The organism is Methanothermobacter tenebrarum (genome assembly GCF_003264935.1).
GTDB classification, from domain to species: domain Archaea; phylum Methanobacteriota; class Methanobacteria; order Methanobacteriales; family DSM-23052; genus Methanothermobacter_A; species Methanothermobacter_A tenebrarum_A.
The window spans coordinates 26,452-42,054 of record NZ_QLOE01000003.1 but is presented as its reverse complement, the minus strand read 5'-3'; the positions used below and the strand labels follow the sequence as shown (position 1 = coordinate 42,054).

General features: G+C 41.5%; 21 protein-coding genes. 12 read left to right on the top strand and 9 right to left on the bottom strand.

Annotation, left to right across the window (positions count from 1 at the left end; translation table 11 throughout):
- Positions 1-19 precede the first annotated feature (19 nt).
- From DPC56_RS02965 to DPC56_RS02925, 9 genes are read right to left on the bottom strand one after another with little or no spacing between them, the layout of a single operon-like run.
- On the bottom strand, positions 20-769 hold the full coding sequence (locus tag DPC56_RS02965; RefSeq protein ID WP_112093580.1) for a GTP cyclohydrolase III: 750 nt from the start codon (positions 767-769) through the stop codon (positions 20-22).
- Entirely contained in the window at positions 766-1,671 is a 906-nt protein-coding gene (gene cofD / locus DPC56_RS02960; RefSeq protein ID WP_112093746.1) for a 2-phospho-L-lactate transferase, read from the bottom strand. The genes DPC56_RS02965 and cofD overlap by 4 nt, the downstream gene beginning before the upstream one ends.
- 19 nt (positions 1,672-1,690) lie before the next feature.
- Positions 1,691-2,446 carry a coenzyme F420-0:L-glutamate ligase gene (locus DPC56_RS02955; RefSeq protein WP_112093579.1) on the bottom strand — a complete coding sequence of 252 codons (756 nt, stop codon included), beginning with the start codon at positions 2,444-2,446 and terminating at the stop codon, positions 1,691-1,693.
- A 30-nt stretch (positions 2,447-2,476) separates the two neighbouring features.
- Complete coding sequence (locus DPC56_RS02950; protein ID WP_112093578.1) at positions 2,477-3,082, bottom strand: IMP cyclohydrolase; 606 nt, start codon at positions 3,080-3,082, stop codon at positions 2,477-2,479.
- 14 nt (positions 3,083-3,096) lie between these two features.
- Positions 3,097-3,492 carry an ExbD/TolR family protein gene (locus DPC56_RS02945; protein WP_112093577.1) on the bottom strand — a complete coding sequence of 132 codons (396 nt, stop codon included), beginning with the start codon at positions 3,490-3,492 and terminating at the stop codon, positions 3,097-3,099.
- Positions 3,493-3,507: 15 nt separating this feature from the next.
- Entirely contained in the window at positions 3,508-4,347 is an 840-nt protein-coding gene (locus DPC56_RS02940; RefSeq protein ID WP_112093576.1) for a MotA/TolQ/ExbB proton channel family protein, read from the bottom strand.
- Entirely contained in the window at positions 4,344-4,979 is a 636-nt protein-coding gene (gene rnhB, locus DPC56_RS02935; protein ID WP_112093575.1) for a ribonuclease HII, read from the bottom strand. The genes DPC56_RS02940 and rnhB overlap by 4 nt, the downstream gene beginning before the upstream one ends.
- An 11-nt stretch (positions 4,980-4,990) precedes the next feature.
- Positions 4,991-6,061 carry a rod shape-determining protein gene (locus DPC56_RS02930; protein WP_112093574.1) on the bottom strand — a complete coding sequence of 357 codons (1,071 nt, stop codon included), beginning with the start codon at positions 6,059-6,061 and terminating at the stop codon, positions 4,991-4,993.
- 1 nt (position 6,062) lies between these two features.
- Complete coding sequence (locus DPC56_RS02925; protein WP_112093745.1) at positions 6,063-6,692, bottom strand: hypothetical protein; 630 nt, start codon at positions 6,690-6,692, stop codon at positions 6,063-6,065.
- A 127-nt stretch (positions 6,693-6,819) separates the two neighbouring features.
- Here DPC56_RS02925 and DPC56_RS02920 point away from each other — a divergent pair, with 127 nt between their 5' ends.
- From DPC56_RS02920 to sucC, 12 genes are all read left to right on the top strand, one after another.
- Positions 6,820-7,518: an archaetidylserine decarboxylase gene (locus tag DPC56_RS02920; protein WP_112093573.1), complete on the top strand. Its 699-nt coding sequence runs from the start codon at positions 6,820-6,822 to the stop codon at positions 7,516-7,518.
- Positions 7,499-8,164: an archaetidylserine synthase gene (locus DPC56_RS02915; RefSeq protein WP_112093572.1), complete on the top strand. Its 666-nt coding sequence runs from the start codon at positions 7,499-7,501 to the stop codon at positions 8,162-8,164. Before DPC56_RS02920 ends, DPC56_RS02915 begins: the two co-directional genes overlap by 20 nt.
- Before the next feature lie 13 nt (positions 8,165-8,177).
- On the top strand, positions 8,178-9,476 hold the full coding sequence (locus tag DPC56_RS02910; protein ID WP_112093571.1) for a DUF515 domain-containing protein: 1,299 nt from the start codon (positions 8,178-8,180) through the stop codon (positions 9,474-9,476).
- A gap of 18 nt (positions 9,477-9,494) precedes the next feature.
- The gene (locus tag DPC56_RS08400) at positions 9,495-9,812 is read left to right on the top strand and encodes a hypothetical protein (RefSeq protein WP_245923855.1); all 318 of its coding nucleotides are present in this window, start codon (positions 9,495-9,497) and stop codon (positions 9,810-9,812) included.
- Between the two features lie 142 nt (positions 9,813-9,954).
- Entirely contained in the window at positions 9,955-10,446 is a 492-nt protein-coding gene (locus DPC56_RS08395) for a hypothetical protein (protein ID WP_245923853.1), read from the top strand.
- 37 nt (positions 10,447-10,483) lie between these two features.
- A complete protein-coding gene (locus tag DPC56_RS02900) occupies positions 10,484-11,230 on the top strand; it encodes a class E sortase (RefSeq protein WP_112093570.1) in 747 nt (248 codons plus the stop codon).
- Complete coding sequence (locus DPC56_RS02895; RefSeq protein ID WP_112093744.1) at positions 11,218-11,583, top strand: dihydroneopterin aldolase family protein; 366 nt, start codon at positions 11,218-11,220, stop codon at positions 11,581-11,583. The genes DPC56_RS02900 and DPC56_RS02895 overlap by 13 nt, the downstream gene beginning before the upstream one ends.
- Before the next feature lie 156 nt (positions 11,584-11,739).
- Positions 11,740-11,943 (top strand): 4Fe-4S dicluster domain-containing protein, encoded by a 204-nt coding sequence (locus DPC56_RS02890; protein WP_112093569.1) that lies wholly within the window; start codon positions 11,740-11,742, stop codon positions 11,941-11,943.
- On the top strand, positions 11,936-13,063 hold the full coding sequence (locus DPC56_RS02885) for a 2-oxoacid:acceptor oxidoreductase subunit alpha (protein WP_181454366.1): 1,128 nt from the start codon (positions 11,936-11,938) through the stop codon (positions 13,061-13,063). Before DPC56_RS02890 ends, DPC56_RS02885 begins: the two co-directional genes overlap by 8 nt.
- A gap of 13 nt (positions 13,064-13,076) precedes the next feature.
- Positions 13,077-13,931 (top strand): 2-oxoglutarate synthase subunit KorB, encoded by an 855-nt coding sequence (gene korB / locus DPC56_RS02880; RefSeq protein WP_112093567.1) that lies wholly within the window; start codon positions 13,077-13,079, stop codon positions 13,929-13,931.
- A gap of 5 nt (positions 13,932-13,936) precedes the next feature.
- Positions 13,937-14,500: a 2-oxoacid:ferredoxin oxidoreductase subunit gamma gene (locus DPC56_RS02875; RefSeq protein ID WP_112093743.1), complete on the top strand. Its 564-nt coding sequence runs from the start codon at positions 13,937-13,939 to the stop codon at positions 14,498-14,500.
- Positions 14,497-15,600 carry an ADP-forming succinate--CoA ligase subunit beta gene (gene sucC, locus DPC56_RS02870; protein WP_112093566.1) on the top strand — a complete coding sequence of 368 codons (1,104 nt, stop codon included), beginning with the start codon at positions 14,497-14,499 and terminating at the stop codon, positions 15,598-15,600. The genes DPC56_RS02875 and sucC overlap by 4 nt, the downstream gene beginning before the upstream one ends.
- Positions 15,601-15,603 lie beyond the last annotated feature (3 nt).

Below are 15,603 nucleotides of genomic sequence, written 5' to 3'. Positions count from 1 at the left end.
ATACTTTAAGGATCATTTATCATTCCTTCATGAGATGTACTAAATCGTAGGTGAAACCGCCTCTTATCTCTTCAAGTGCAAGATCTGCCAAGTTAGCTGCCTTCTCGGCTGTTGAAGCTTTACCTATGCCCGCTTTTAATGCGATTTTTATCTCATCTTTTTCATTTATAATCTTGAGCAATCCTTCTGGTGCCAGGCCATTACATGGGGACATGAAATTGTCTCCGCCTATGAAAAATAGTAGCGAACCTTTTTTGATCAATTTTTTCATTAAAAAATGTTGGACTCGGTTAACCACAAAGGATGTGTCATAGGCTGGCATAGTATCAGTGAGTGTTTCTGTTATCCCATTAATGTCGATGTGAGCTATTTGCACAAAACCGTTTTCATCAGCTAAACTGTCGATTGCAAGCACTTCTTTCCTGTCCTCGGATTGTGCGCCCCCATGACTCTGAAGAGCCTTTGTAGCTTTCCTCTGCGCATCATAGGGTGTCCTTGCTGTTCCAACCCCCATACTTACAGTTATAGGGTACCTGTTACCTATGGACTCTTGTATTCTTAGATGGTCCTCCATGTCCATGCCGTTACTTATAGCTAGCATGTTATCGAACCTCATGAAAAAAACTAGTCCCTGTTTTGCGGCGAATTGTCTTTGGAGGTCAGCGTAAAGTTCGGCTTGTAATATTTGAAGGTCTGACTCTCGCCTGGGGGTGGGGGTTACAGTCCATGGCCCATAATTATCTATTTGGATTAGGGTCATTTGAATCATACTATTTCACCTAAAATTATTCTAGCCAACCGTATTTTGTCTTCGAGATTTTCCATCTTGGTGTTTGTTATCGTAACCTCTTTTATTAGTTTTTCTATTTTTTCTTTTAAATGGGAATCCTTTTCATCAATGACAAATTTGTCTAGGAAGTCTGCATAAATTTGGCAAACCCCCATAGAAGAAACCTCATAGCCTAAAGCTTTCATGAACTTCGCTGCGGGGCCGCTGAATGGCACTCCACCAGCGATAGGGGATACCGCGGTTACAAAAGCTTGCTCTAATGCTTTTTTAACTCCTTTTGTTGAGATTATCGGTCCAATTGAAGTCACTGGATTAGATGGTCCTATGATAACTATCTCTGAATTTTTTATGGCTTCTATAACGCCGGGTGCTGGTCTTAGAATATTGTATTGTATGTCGATAACTTCAGGTTTAGAATTTTCTTTGATGAGGAATTCGTGGAAGCTCATCGGCCCCTTTTCTGTTAGTATTTTTATTTCTGAGGGCTCGTTACTCATTGGTATTACTCGCGATCTTATACCAAGGGCCTTCCTTTGGATATTTACAGCTTCTGAGAGACTATGATCCTCTAATAATAGTGTTTTCTGGATCTTGAATGCACGATCCTTGTCACCTATCCTTAGAAGCTCGGGGCATCCTAGCTTTTTTAACATTTCATGTGTGATGAATGTGTCATCTCTTATACCATACCATGTATCCTCGTTTATAATATCTGCTAGAGTGTAGAGGACCGTGTCAATGTCAGGTGTAACATATAAGCCTGAGAAATAGTCATTCTCCACCGTATTAACTATTACAGTTATTTGGGATGGGTTGATAATTTCCTTCATTCCCTGGAGGAGTTTAGGAGTTCCTGTACCCCCAGATAATACGGTTATCATTTTAAAGTCTCCACTTTTGTCAACGGAAAACATCCAATTCCCTTGGCCTTAAAAGGTCTTTGGATGTGCCTTCGCCTTTAAGATGGTCGTGGTGATAGCCTTTTATTATGACTATGGGTATCCCTTCGTCTGCTTGTCCCATTAACATGGAAGCTGCTGATGCTATCTCATCTGCAACCGCAATTTTGGTTGTTTTCAGGCTCTTACCATATAGGTCTGTTTCTCCCCTCCTATCCCAGATTGGGTTCATGCCTGAAACTCCCACGGCAACCCCAACGGCACCTTCTCTAAAAGGACGCCCTTGGGTGTCGGCTATTATAACACTGATATCCTTACCTAATTTGTTGATTAAAGAAAATCTTATGCTCTCTGCTGTAGCATCCGGATCCTCTGGCAGGGGTGTTGCCATTCCCTCTTCAACGTTTGATTCATCTATACCAGCATTTGCGCATATAAAGCCATGTTTTGTTTCAGATATTATGAAATCGTGTCCAACTTTTATTATATCCTTTGATTCTCTCAATATTGCCTCAACCAACCTAGGGTCTTTACCGGTTTGTTCGGCTAATCTTTTAGCTACTGATCCAGGTTTTATCCCTTTAAGATTTATTGTGTTCCCCTCAGCTTTGGATACTATGGTCTCTGCGATAACAATAATATCCCCATCTTCGATCTCTATATTTTCCCTCTTAGAAGCTTCGATGATAAGAGTTGCTAGATCGTCACCTTCTTTTATGAGGGGTATTGTGGAAAGTCCTAGGATTTTTATCTCCAATTAGAGCACCCTAAAATTGGTAAGATCTGGTTAAATGGTGCTAAGTTCCCATTCACGGGCCCCTTTAAAAGCTGCCGCAGCCGTTACCGGATTTGTGAACTTGGAGAATTCTCCCTCACCCATTATATAAGCGGCTGCCTCATCCGCGTTCTCAGCCTCGAATTTAACTCTTCGAGGTGTTGTATGCTCATATGTGGATATGTAATATGAGCTCCCACTTGGCACCCTCTCTACTTGGATATTATGGGAGGTTACTATCCCTATATGGCCCTCACCATCATCTTTTATGGCTGCTGCTATCCTTGGGGTGTTTAGTTCATCCTTTTCATAGTCCATTGTAAGTAGGGATAATGCTATGGCATCTCTTATGTTCATGCCCAAGCTTATCTTATCAGCTATCACGTCTGTATGTGAACCATTGGATACTATTGCCGTGTCTTCTACTATCCTTATACAATTGTATGCAATATAAGGGTTCTTGAAGACATCGGTTTCGTGGCCTTTCTTGGGGATGATGGCGACTCTGTCCTCGAATTTCTTAGCGATCCTATTGGGAAATGATCTGCTCGAAACCCTGTAAGCGGCGAATACACCATCTTCGCTACTTCCAACAGCTAATATTCTGCCAAGATACATTCTTTATCACCTTACTAGGCTGGACTTTTAACGGCTTTATCTAGCGGGAAACCTGGTGGTGTTTGTATGATTATAAGACCCTCCCTTGGTCTTATTGTTATTTCACCTTCATCTAATACGCGTGTGTGGACTGCGATCGCACTATTTCTTATATACTCTGATTTATCGACACCATTGACTATAACCTTTTTCAAGCCGGCGACGGGGATAAGATAATATTCAGAGGGGCCTAAACTTTCTCCCGGTTCTGGCTTGCCCGAAGAGGATGCTCCTTCATTTATTCCTTGAAAGCTGCTTGTTACAACGAGGAAAATGAGTAAAGTAAATAGTATATCTATAAATGGGACGAGGTTGAAGCGTGGATTGGCTTTTTTAATCTTCCTTTTATATCTTTCAACGTCAATGGGCAATATTATTCCACCCAGTTATTGTTTTAGTCTGCTTTCTATTATATCCGCGCTTTTATTACATTTTTCGAGTATTATGTTGTTTATACTCTTTTCTAGCATGCTAGGTTTGAAGGCTACTTGCATGTTTGCTTCGGGTTCGTTGATGGGTTTCACGTTAACTATACCTTCTGATTCTCTGAGGGCTTCCATCACGGCTTCGATGTTTCCTTCCACCTTGATTTTCATGACCGCATAATTCCAGTTTGTCATCTTTTTTATAAGTTCTATTTTATCTATTTCAGCTTCTATTCTACTTGTTATGTATGAGTAGAATGGTAGTAATAGTATTGCGACTGTGAGCCCTGCTATGGTTGTTATAAGGGCTATGTAGATTCCTTGTGCCATTGAAGTGGGGTCTGCGTTAACTCCGAGGACTTTGAATGTGTGCCATATTCCTATGACGGTGCCTATAAGACCTAGTAGTGGTGCGATTTCGATTATTGTCTTGAGGGTGCCGAGGCCACGTGTCATATTACTCATTTCGACGATGAAAACTCTTTCCATGGCATCTTCGACTTCTGCTTTGTTCCTGTAGCCTATTTTAAGAGCTTCTGAGATTATCTTCGAGATTGGGTTTTGGTATTGGCCTATGGCTCTGAGGGCTTCTAGGGCGCCTCCTTTTTCCATGGAATCGTTGACTATTCCTATAATTTCTGGTGTGCTGATACGTGATATTTTGCGTAAATAATATATTTTTTCTATGGAGAGTGCCAGTCCGTATATTCCTATGATTGCGATGGCGTAGGTGATTATGCCCCCACTTTTGAACATTTCTAGTATTGTTGTGAGGAAATTTATTATCGGCTCTGTGATCATCTTAGAACCCCCCAGTTTTTTTGCATGTTTTTTATTGTGGCCCATGATTTTCTTATGAAATCTGGTAGTTTGTCATGTTCTAGTTTGGATAGGAATTTTTTTGTAAGGGGGTCATTTGGGTAGCCTGAACCGAATTCTATTTTATATTTCCTTTTTATTTTTTCTATTTCTTGTTCTCTTTGATCTTTGGCTAGTATGGATGCGGCTGATACTATTGGATATTTTGTGTCGGCACCGTGTTCTGCTTTGATGCTTATTTTATATTTTATTAATTTTTTTATTTCTTTTTCGAATCTTTGGGGTTTTATGTCAACTGAGTCTATTATTGCATGGTCTGGCCGGGCTTTGTTGATGATATCTACGATGGCCCTTTTTTCTATTTCGTTGAGGTTAACACCCTCTTGGCGTAATTTGTCTATTTCTGGGGCGTCTATTTTTGTTATATAATATTTGCTGATTTTTTTTATCTTTTTAGCGAGGTATGTGCGTTTTCTTGGTGTGAGTTTTTTGGAGTCTTTAACTTGGAGTTTTTCGAGGATTTTTATTTTTTCTTGTGGTAGCATGACTCCTGCTATGATGAGGGGTCCTATCACGGGTCCTCTGCCTGCTTCGTCAATTCCGAGTATTTTCATTGGATCAGCTGTTATTTCATGGCTTTTAGTCTTACTTCTGGTTCTAGTGCTCTTGGTTCGGCTGCGACGATGGCGGTGCCTTTTGCTACTACGGTCATGGGGTCTTCTGATACTTCGGCTGGGATGCCTACTTCATCGTAGATTCTTTCTTTAAGCCCTCTTAGGAGGGACGTGCCCCCGACTAGTATTGTCCTCTTGTATACTCCTGATATGAGTTCTGGTGATAGCCTTTCAAGGACTTTTGAAATTGCATCTATCACTTTTGTGATGACGGGTTCCGCTGCATCAGCGACCAATTTTGAATCTATTTCAACCTCTTTTGGTTTGTTTGTCTCCATGCACTTTCCTATTACTGTGGTTTTCTCGTTTTCAATTTCTGCTTTTGAATGAACCATGCCAACTTCGATTTTGGCCCTTTCTGCTTCGTGTAGTCCTATCTCTACGTTGTGTTTTTCTTTAACTAGTTCTACTATGTTTTCATCTATGTCGTCGCCACCGACTCGTACTGTTTCAATGTCTGTTATCCCTCCGAGTGATATGACAACAATGTCACTTGATCCTGCGCCTATGTCGATGACCATAGTACCTGAGGCTTCCGCTATTGGTAATCCCTCGCCTATTGCCGCTGCAAGACCCTCACTTATAACTAGAACGTATTTTACACCAGCTCTCCTGCCGATTTCTTCAACTGCATTCCTTTCAACTTCTGACGCGTTACCTGGAATGCCTATGACTATCCTTTCAATCTCTGATATGTCACCTGCACCCATTTCTATTGCATGGATTATAAGCGCCTCTGCTTGCGCCACGCTCTCCACAACACCCTTTCTAAGTGGTCTGACAGCCACTATATCCTCGGGTGTTCTGCCAAGCATCTTTTTCGCTTCTTCACCCACCGCGAGGACATAAGATGGGTCGTCCTTTTTAACAGCGACTACTGAAGGTATTTTATAAATATCAAATTTATCCCCTGATGGCTTGGCTATCACGGTATTTAGCGTCCCTAAATCTATACCAAGAGTGCTTGTGACTGTTTTACTTTCCTCTTTTTCTCCTTCTTCCTTTTTTCTAAATGAAAACATTTCAATCCTCCTCTAAAATGTCTTTGAAATCCACAATAAATATATTATTGTGGGCCGAGATTTCTTTTATCTTCTCAGCATCTTCTCTTTTGGTGACTGATATTAATAGTGTTGTTAAGACAATGTCTGTAACTTTAAATAATGGGTCAATAATCTCCCTTATAAACTTTGGCAATCTTGCAGTTAAATAAACATCTGCTTCTATAAAACCTGTTGTCCTATCTTGGAGGATTAACTTGAAATTGGCTTTCCTCTTTTCTGCTTCTCCAACAAATTTTTTGATCAAATTTTCAGGTGCTACAAGAAGCAAGAGATGGGGTTCGTTTTTAACATAATATGGTGCTATCTTTAAAAAAGCCCCTCCATTCTCCTTACATATGATTGATAGATCCCGTATCTTGGACTCCTCACCATAAAGCATCATCAAATCGAACTTTTTCCTGACAAAAGCCTCCTTAACCGATACATGTTCCCTGAAGAGTATTTTAACCTTATCCTTTGATGCTATGGCCTCATAGGCTACGCTGTTAATCGTATCCTCATTACCAACGGCGACACACCATATCCTGTCCGAACTGGCGCTTGATACTTGCGCTGCTTGTCGAAGAACCCTGATCTTGCTTTCTATCATCACCATCACATCACAAGTTAAAGATAAGCTTTAAATTTTATCTAGAGGATGTAGAGATTAATATCTAAGAAACTTTATATATATTTTATCAGTTCCGGGAAAAAGAATATATTCCACTGGTGATCCTATGCTCGTGAATGGAGCCTCAAAAAAATTTGGGATACTCTTAACATTCTCCATATTTTTCTTTCTCCTAGGATATTATATTATAACATTCTTCATCCTATCATTTCTAGCCTTTTTAATACAATTCTTCAGGGACCCACAGCGGAAAACACCAAACTCTAAAGGTATAATAGTGGCAGCCGCTGATGGGAGGATACTATCAGGGAAGATAGATAGAATAGAAGTTATAGACTCTTCCCATCCCCTATTAGATAAAATCACAGAGGATAATGAGGCCATCCTTGTAAGCACATTCATGTCCCCATTTGATGTGCATGTTAACAGGGCGCCCATCACTGGGAAGATCATCCACGCCAGTTATTATCCTGGGAAATTCAAAATAGCGAAGGGTAAAATTTTAAAAGAAAATGAGAAAAATTTAATGGTCATTGAAGGTAAATATAGTAGGGTGGGGATCATCCAAATAGCAGGTTTCATAGCTAGGAGGATAATACAATATGTAAATGTGGGTGAAGAAGTGAAAATTGGCGCCCGTATAGGTATGATCCGTTTCGGGTCGCGGGTGGATCTTATAATACCTAAGGATTGTGAAATTCTAGTTAATATCGGGTCAAAATCCAAGGCAGGGGAGACAATAATAGCACGATTCCCACATACAGAGGAAGAGAGGTCTATAGGCGATGACAGAAAGAAAATATAATATACAATATTATATGGTGGTTCCCGACCTATTTTCGATTATAAACGCTTCTCTCGGATTCCTATCAATAATAATGATATCAAAGGGGGTTATAGGCTTTGCTTGTCAGTTAATGTTATTGGCGGTTATTTTTGACTCAATTGATGGGTGGGTTGCCCGTAGAATAAAAAGAGAAGATGATGAAGGTTTTGGAAGGAATGTTGACTCCCTCTCAGATATTATCTCATTTGGTCTGGCCCCTGCATTTTTCATATATTCCACAACAAGTTTTCGATACATTAATATATTAGTTAGTCTTCTAATAATGACATGTGGGATATTAAGGCTTTCAAGATTCAATGTAATTGCAAATGTCAAAAAAAGTACCTTCATTGGCTTGCCAATACCAGTAATGGCCGTAATTGTCTCCTCCCTATACCTTAGCGGTATTTTCAATGAATATCTTAACCTCACCATAGCAGCTTTCACATCACTTATAATGATAAGCTCCGTAGAATATCCAAAGATCAACACGAAAAAGGGGACAATAATAGTCATACTATTGATACTAACCATACTTATAGGCTCAAACTTCAAAATATTCGCCACAACACTCCTCATCCTGGCCATGGCCTACGTATTAATCCCATTAATACGAAAATTTTAAAAAGGGATATGAAATGATAGATAAAATAAAAGGCAATAATAATAAGCCTCCAGATCTCCGAAAAAAGGGGGATGACAATGATATCATGAAAAGAGTGAAAGGGCTCGTGGACAAGCTCACAGGCACCAGGAAGGAACCATCAAAAAAACCAGGGAAAAGGCCCATGCCCAGACCCCGCCTAAGAGTAGGTAAAAAGGAAGAAAAACCTAGATTAAAACCTCCAAAGAAGCCTCCTGAGAGAAAACTTGGTTTAGCACCGCCTGGAAAACCTCCTAGTAGGGGTATGCGTCCAAAGATCCCAGAAGAGGATCAACGCACCCTCGTAGGAGCCATAGTTTTTGGTATAATAATAATAATTATCGTTGCAAGTGGATACTATTTTCTCGTATATCAACCATACCAGCAGACGCTCCAGGCTGCTAAAGATCAGAAAATAGCTGAAGTGGACGCATACTTCAAGGGGCCGCTCGCCACAGACCCGCAAAAACAGGCAATCCTTGCCGAGATAGATAGTGGGCAGACACCAGAGGAAGTACTAGCAGTTGATGTGCTCGGACCCGCAACCAAATCTTGGCGCAGATACCAGACTCAAGAAATCAACACCAAAAAGGACAAATTCAATAGAGTCATGGTAGTGTATAATGTCACAGAGAATGGGAACCAGTCAGAGTCGAAGAGGGTTATAATGAAGGCCTCCGATGCGCAGAAAATAGTGAACGAAGCAGATGCAACAGTACTCGCTAATATGGTGATCCAAACTCCTGACACTGTCGCAGTTCCCATTATGATATCAAGATTACAAGCTGCCGGCGGACTTATAGGTGTCGGTAGCATGGTAGACGTATACCTTAACGTGAACCAGACTGGTAACAATACTACCGTAACTTCCCAAGAAACCACGCCAAAGATAAGCGGCGCCACTGTACTTGCAATCCTCAGGGCAAAGGATAGCGGATCCGTAGATGCTAGTATTCTAAGATCACAGAATATCTCCATCAATACAATGACTTCTGGAATGTCTATGGAGAAAAAAACAACTACCGATGTTGAACAGCTCCTCAGAGCAGCTGCGGCGGGTGGTTTGAGTGAAGAGGATATTCGGGCCATCCTACAAAATTATGGTATAAGATTGTCTGATTATGAGAGGGCCGCGAACCTTGGGGAACTTGACGCCACATACCTTGTAATATTGGAGGTGCCGAGGGATGATGTGCCGTTCTTGATACAGAACATGAACAGTATAATATTAACTGTCCCGACACAGAATGCACCTGAGTGGATGATCCGCGAATTACATAAGATTTATGGATAAAATAAGGGGTGTTAATAAATGGATAAATTAAAATATGTGCTTTTGACTGGATTGATTGCAATTTTTTTATTTTCAATATTCGCCACATCCGAAACCGGCTTTGCTCAAGAAAATAAAACAGGTGGAGAAACTTGGGTTAACCATACCAAAGCCAGCTTAAAAATGGATAGCCTATGGGTGATCATAACAGTAACAGTGAAAAACAAAGCTGATAGACCATACTATTTCAAGATAGGACAAGCATACCATGATCATCTTATGGAAAATGAGACGATAAAATGGCTTATTGAGTGGACTGATCCACCAGCTGTGAAAATGGCCAAATCAATTCCCTGAACTAGGCGGGGACTATGGATGGGAAATAGACCCGGGCCAAACAAGAACAGTCAAATTCAAACTAAAGGCAACAGGCCCATTCGGCGACGAACTCAGTTACATTAGTCGAGCGGGAGAGGACCCAACTTATTATTGGCCTCTTGTGAGTGAACCAGGTCTTTATACTTCATGGTTTTTGCCTAATGAGCTTGAAACATTAAACACTGATCTTAAGATCATGAATTGGACTGGAACATTTGGGTTCAGCCTTTATAATGTTGATTATGAGCCAGTTTATGGTATAGTTAGGGCGCCTATTGTACCATCAAATTCAAAGCTCATCTACAGCGATCCAAAGGCCACTTTCATTGATTATGAGTCTGTTCCAGGAGCTTATGTTGCGGCATGGGATGTTGCAATGCCAGGACGGAGTTATTCATACTTTGAATACGCTTATCAATGGCCTGCTGGAGGAGGGGAAGGTTACAGTTATTATGGCACGCCTCTTAAGTCCAATTTTGGCGCTGCTGGTGGGGAGTACGGTGGTAACAGGACCAGTACAGTTCCTGGTAGAGAGACTGGGGCTCCTTGGGGTCCTTTGATAATAGGTGGTTTGGTCACAGTAGCAGCCCTAGCATATACAAGGTTACGTTAGCATTTCCACCCTTATTTCCATTTTTTTGGTGGAGATCATGAGAATATCAACAATTTTAGTGATAACCGGCATGTTCATATTATCTCTTTATGCTCTTATTGAAGTGAGTTTTTATGCTTCTGAAATTGAAATAGAACAAAAGGAGCCTAATGCTCCTATCGTTGAAATCCCAGGTATTAATTTAACCAAGGAGATAAATAATAAATCTGTTTTTTATGGTGTTTATCATGAACCCAAGTCATTTAAGCCTGGGAATGGTACTGTTATCCTTTTCGGTCATAGGACCATGTATGGATCCCCATTCTTTAACTTGGATAAACTGAAGAAGGGTGATAAGGTTTATCTTAATTGGCCTGGGATTGGGAAGGCTGAGTATGTTGTGAACAGGTCTTTTACAGTTCCTGCTTCGTATCAAATATCAATATATCAGGGGGATAAGTTATTTCTTATTACTTGTCATCCTATTGGTTCTATGAGTGAAAGGTTGATAGTTGAATGTGATCTTGTGAAGGTTCATCCATTTCAAAAGAATTTGAAGGTGGAGAATCCTAAGAAATATTATGCCCTCATAATTATCGGAGCATTTTTTATGGGCGGTATCTTGATCACCAGGCTTTATCCTGTGGTGGAAGATAGGAAGTTTATTTTGATCGCCACTTTAGCCTTGACTCTGTTCCTATTTTTTGGTTATTGTTTCCCCACACCTCCAGAGTTTATATCAGAGAAACTTGGAGAATTAAATAAGATAATGGGATTCTGCGAGGGATGTTTATGGGTAGTTTAGATGAATATTTTAAGTGTCTTTCTGATAGGGAGAGGGCCATATTTGAGGGTGCTATAAGTATGGGTGCTCTTTTCCATCAGTTCACCGGCACCCCAGTCAATCAGAATACTCTAGAATCGCTTAAGACGGCTATTGAGGATTCCATAAGACTTCAACCGAGTATAGAGGATGTTAAGGTTGGAATAAACTTAGATGATGCTGAAAATGAGTTTGGATATGTCTCACTCGAAGGGAAAATGTTAGACGTTAAGATAACCTCCAAGTTCAAGAATGTGAAGGCCATTATACGGATGAAGTACATTGATAGACTCAAATATCCACTCATCTATGTAGAGAACATAAAAGAAGAATGAGCAAGGGGGATCACACCCACTGTTCTATATGCTCCCCCCCCCATTGTGTGGGGGATTTTATACTGGCCACACTATTGGAGGGTTGCCAGCGAATAAGTTAAATGTCAAGATATCATAAGGGTATAGTGAAAGAAGGATTTTTTGGGAAGATGTCCTATGATACATATAAATCCTGAACTCTGCAAAGGATGTAACATATGCATAGAGTTTTGCCCCGAGAAGGTCTATAAAGAATCTGATACATTAAATAAAAGGGGAGTTTACGTCCCAGTACCCGAACATGAGGACAAGTGTAAGAAATGTAAGATCTGTATTTTATTATGTCCAGACCAAGCCATAGCGGTGGATGAAAATGGTTGAAGAATACTTCATACAAGGGAACCAGGCATGTGCAAGAGGGGCTATAAAAGCAGGGTGCAGATTCTTCGCAGGTTACCCCATAACACCATCAACAGAGATAGCCGAGGAGATGGCCCTACTCTTGCCAAGGGAGGGTGGCATTTTCATACAAATGGAGGATGAGATAGGAGCGCTAGGAGCCGTGATAGGAGCTGCTTGGAGCGGTCTAAAAGGGATGACAGCCACTTCAGGCCCGGGATTTTCACTCATGCAAGAACATATAGGCTATGCTGCCATGACAGAAACACCACTAGTAGTTATAGATGTCCAGAGGGGTTCGCCTTCAACAGGCCAACCTACAATGGCCTCTCAGAGTGATATGATGCAAGCTCGGTGGGGATCCCATGGAGATTATGAAATCATAGCCTTAGCACCCTCATCAGTCCAAGAATGCTTCGATTTCACCATAGAAGCCTTTAACCTTTCAGAGAAGTATAGAATACCTGTACTGGTGATGGCTGATGAAATCGTGGGCCACATGCGAGAAAAGATAACAATCCCTGACAAGGTGAAGATTATAAAAAGGAGAAGGCCCCAGGGAGACCCTGAAGAGTTCATACCCTTCAAAGCAGTTGCTGATGGGACAACACCAATGCCACCATTCGGTGAAGGTTACAATATCCCCGTCACTGGACTCACACACGACGAAAAGGGATACCCCGACGCTTCAAACCCTGAAGGCCATGAAAAGCTCGTGAAAAGGTTATGTGACAAGATACTGAACCACCAAAGGGATATAGTTAGGGTTAAAAATTCCAATACCGAAGATGCGGACCTTATAACCATATCCTATGGAGCCCCTAGCCGTTCTGTTGCAACAGCCATAAAGGATTTGAGAAAAGAAGGCTACAAGGTAGGTCATATTAAGATAGACACGCCATGGCCTTTCCCAGAAGATGAAGTGAGAAAGGCCGCCGAAGCTGCTAATAGATTACTTGTCGTGGAAATGAACCTTGGACAGATCTTCTATGAAGTTCAAAGAGCGGCTAATGGCATGGCAGAAGTCGAACTCCTCCCAAAATTGGGTGGAGAAATTCATGACCCAGATGAGATAAAGGCTAAGATAAAATCCATGATTTAGGAGGATTCGCTTAATGACCCTTGAAAATCCGTTCCTAAAATACTTGAGAAAGGATAGGCTCCCACACATTTTCTGCGCAGGGTGTGGGAACGGGATCGTAATGAACACATTCTTCAAAGGCATGGAACTTGCAAATATTGACTTCAAAAATATAGTCCTAGTCTCTGGTATCGGCTGCTCATCAAGGATCCCAGGTTATGTGAAATGTGACTCCCTTCACACAACACATGGAAGGCCAATAGCATTCGCCACCGGACTCAAACTAGGAAACCCCAACCTTGATGTTGTAGTCTTCACAGGTGACGGGGATGCTGCTGCAATAGGTGGTAATCATCTCATCCATGGAGCCAGGAGAAACATCGACCTCACAGTAATCTGTATAAACAATAACATTTATGGCATGACCGGCGGCCAGATAAGCCCAACCTCCCCACGTGGAAGTTATGGTAGCACAGCACCCTACGGTGCCATCGAAACACCCTTTGATTTGGCCGAGCTTGTGAAGGCTGCAGGAGCCAGTTATGTTGCCAGGTGGACAACAGCCCATCCATTACAACTTGCAAATTCCATTAGAAGAGGCCTTGAAAATAGAGGATTCTCCTTTATAGAAGTGTTATCACAATGTCCAACATATTTCGGCCGTAAAAATCGTATGAGATCCCCAGTTGAGATGCTACAATGGATGAAAGACAATAGTATAAATAGGAGGAAAGCTTTGAGGATGGAGCCAGAGGAACTAGAGGGTAAAATAATCGTGGGAGATTTTGTAAAAGAAGAGAAGGAAGAGTTGACCACTGTAATGTATGATCTCATCGAGGAGAAGTGTGGTGAAAGATTCAAGTCGATAAAATCAGCTTATAGGGGATGATTGGAGTGAGAAGGGAGATCAGGATCGCAGGTTTTGGGGGGCAAGGTGTTGTATTGGCGGGGATAGTGATAGGGAAAGCCGCGAGTTTATATGATGAACTCTATGCCGTGCAGACACAATCATATGGCCCAGAGGCAAGGGGTGGTGCATCCAGATCTGAAGTAGTTATAAGTGATGGGGAAATAGATTATCCAAAGGTCCGTGAACCTGACATATTCGTGGCAATGTCACACGAAGCCCTTATAACCTATTTGGATGATCTGAAAACTGGAGCTACACTCATAGCCGATCCTGACATGATCAAGGAAGAGGAGATAAAAGATTTCATCAAGAAAAAAAAGATAAAATATTATAGGGCCCCGGCTACTAGAACAGCGAAGGAGGAGATAGGCATCCCAATAGTTGCTAATATGGTGATGATAGGAGCCCTCACAAAAGCTACTAGGGTGATCAGTGACCGGGCGGCTAAAAAGGCCATAGAGGATAGTGTGCCGCCCGGAACTGAGAAGAAGAACCTTGAAGCGTTCGAAGCCGGGAAAAGAATACTAGAAGTGGGGGATCCCAGATGAAGTTATATGAATATAATGCTAAGGAACTCTTTAGAAAGGAGGGCATACCCACACCAGATGGTGGTGTGGCTAAAACCCCAGAGGATGTTGAGAAAATAGCTAGGAGATTAGGGAAGTCAGTAGCTATAAAATCACAAATCCTCATAGGAGGTAGGGGTAAGGCCGGTGGTATAAGATTCGCTGAAAACCCAGAAAGCGCCTATAAAGTCGGTGAAGAGCTTTTATCTTCTTCGATTAAAGGGGAGAGAATAGATAAGGTCCTTGTAGAAGAGAAGATCCCCATTGAACGAGAATTCTATGTTGGTATTATAGTTGACAGGGCAATGAAAAAGCCCCTTATAATGGCAAGTAGCGAAGGCGGTGTTGAAATAGAGGAACTTGCCAGCGAACACCCGGAAAAGATCATTAAATATTATGTCGATCCGCTTGGAGAATTCTTACCCTATGAGGCTAGGGAGATCGCCAGAAAAATGGGCATAGAGGGTAAACTCATAAGCCAGGTAGGTGGCATAATCTGGAGACTATATAATCTTTTCAGAAAATATGATGCGCTCCTCGCTGAGATAAATCCACTTGCCCTTTCTGAAGGTAACCTGATCGCAGTTGATGCCAAACTCGAAATCGATGATGATTCTATCTTCAGACACCCTGAATTGAGGGAACAGGAAGAGTATGAGGCTAGCGAATTCGCCTTTGTTAAATTGGATGGTAACATAGCAGTTATAGGGAATGGTGCAGGGCTCACATTAACAGCAATGGACCTTATAAAATTACAAGGTGGAGAACCAGCAACATTCCTTGATATAGGGGGTGGTGCTTCTCCAGAAATTATAAGAAAGGCGATCAACCATGTAATATCATATCCTAAGGTTGATGTTGTCTTTCTAAACGTGCTCGGTGGTATAACAAGAGCAGATGATGTGGCAAAGGGTGTTGTTGAAGCTCTAAAGGATGCTGAGAGGGATATACCCCTTGTAATAAGGCTTACGGGTACGAACGAAGAGGAAGGGCAGAGAATCCTCAAAGAAGCGGGGATACCATTCGAAACATCACTTGAAAAGGCCGCTGCAAAGGCTGTTGAAATCGCGAGAAAACTATAGTTT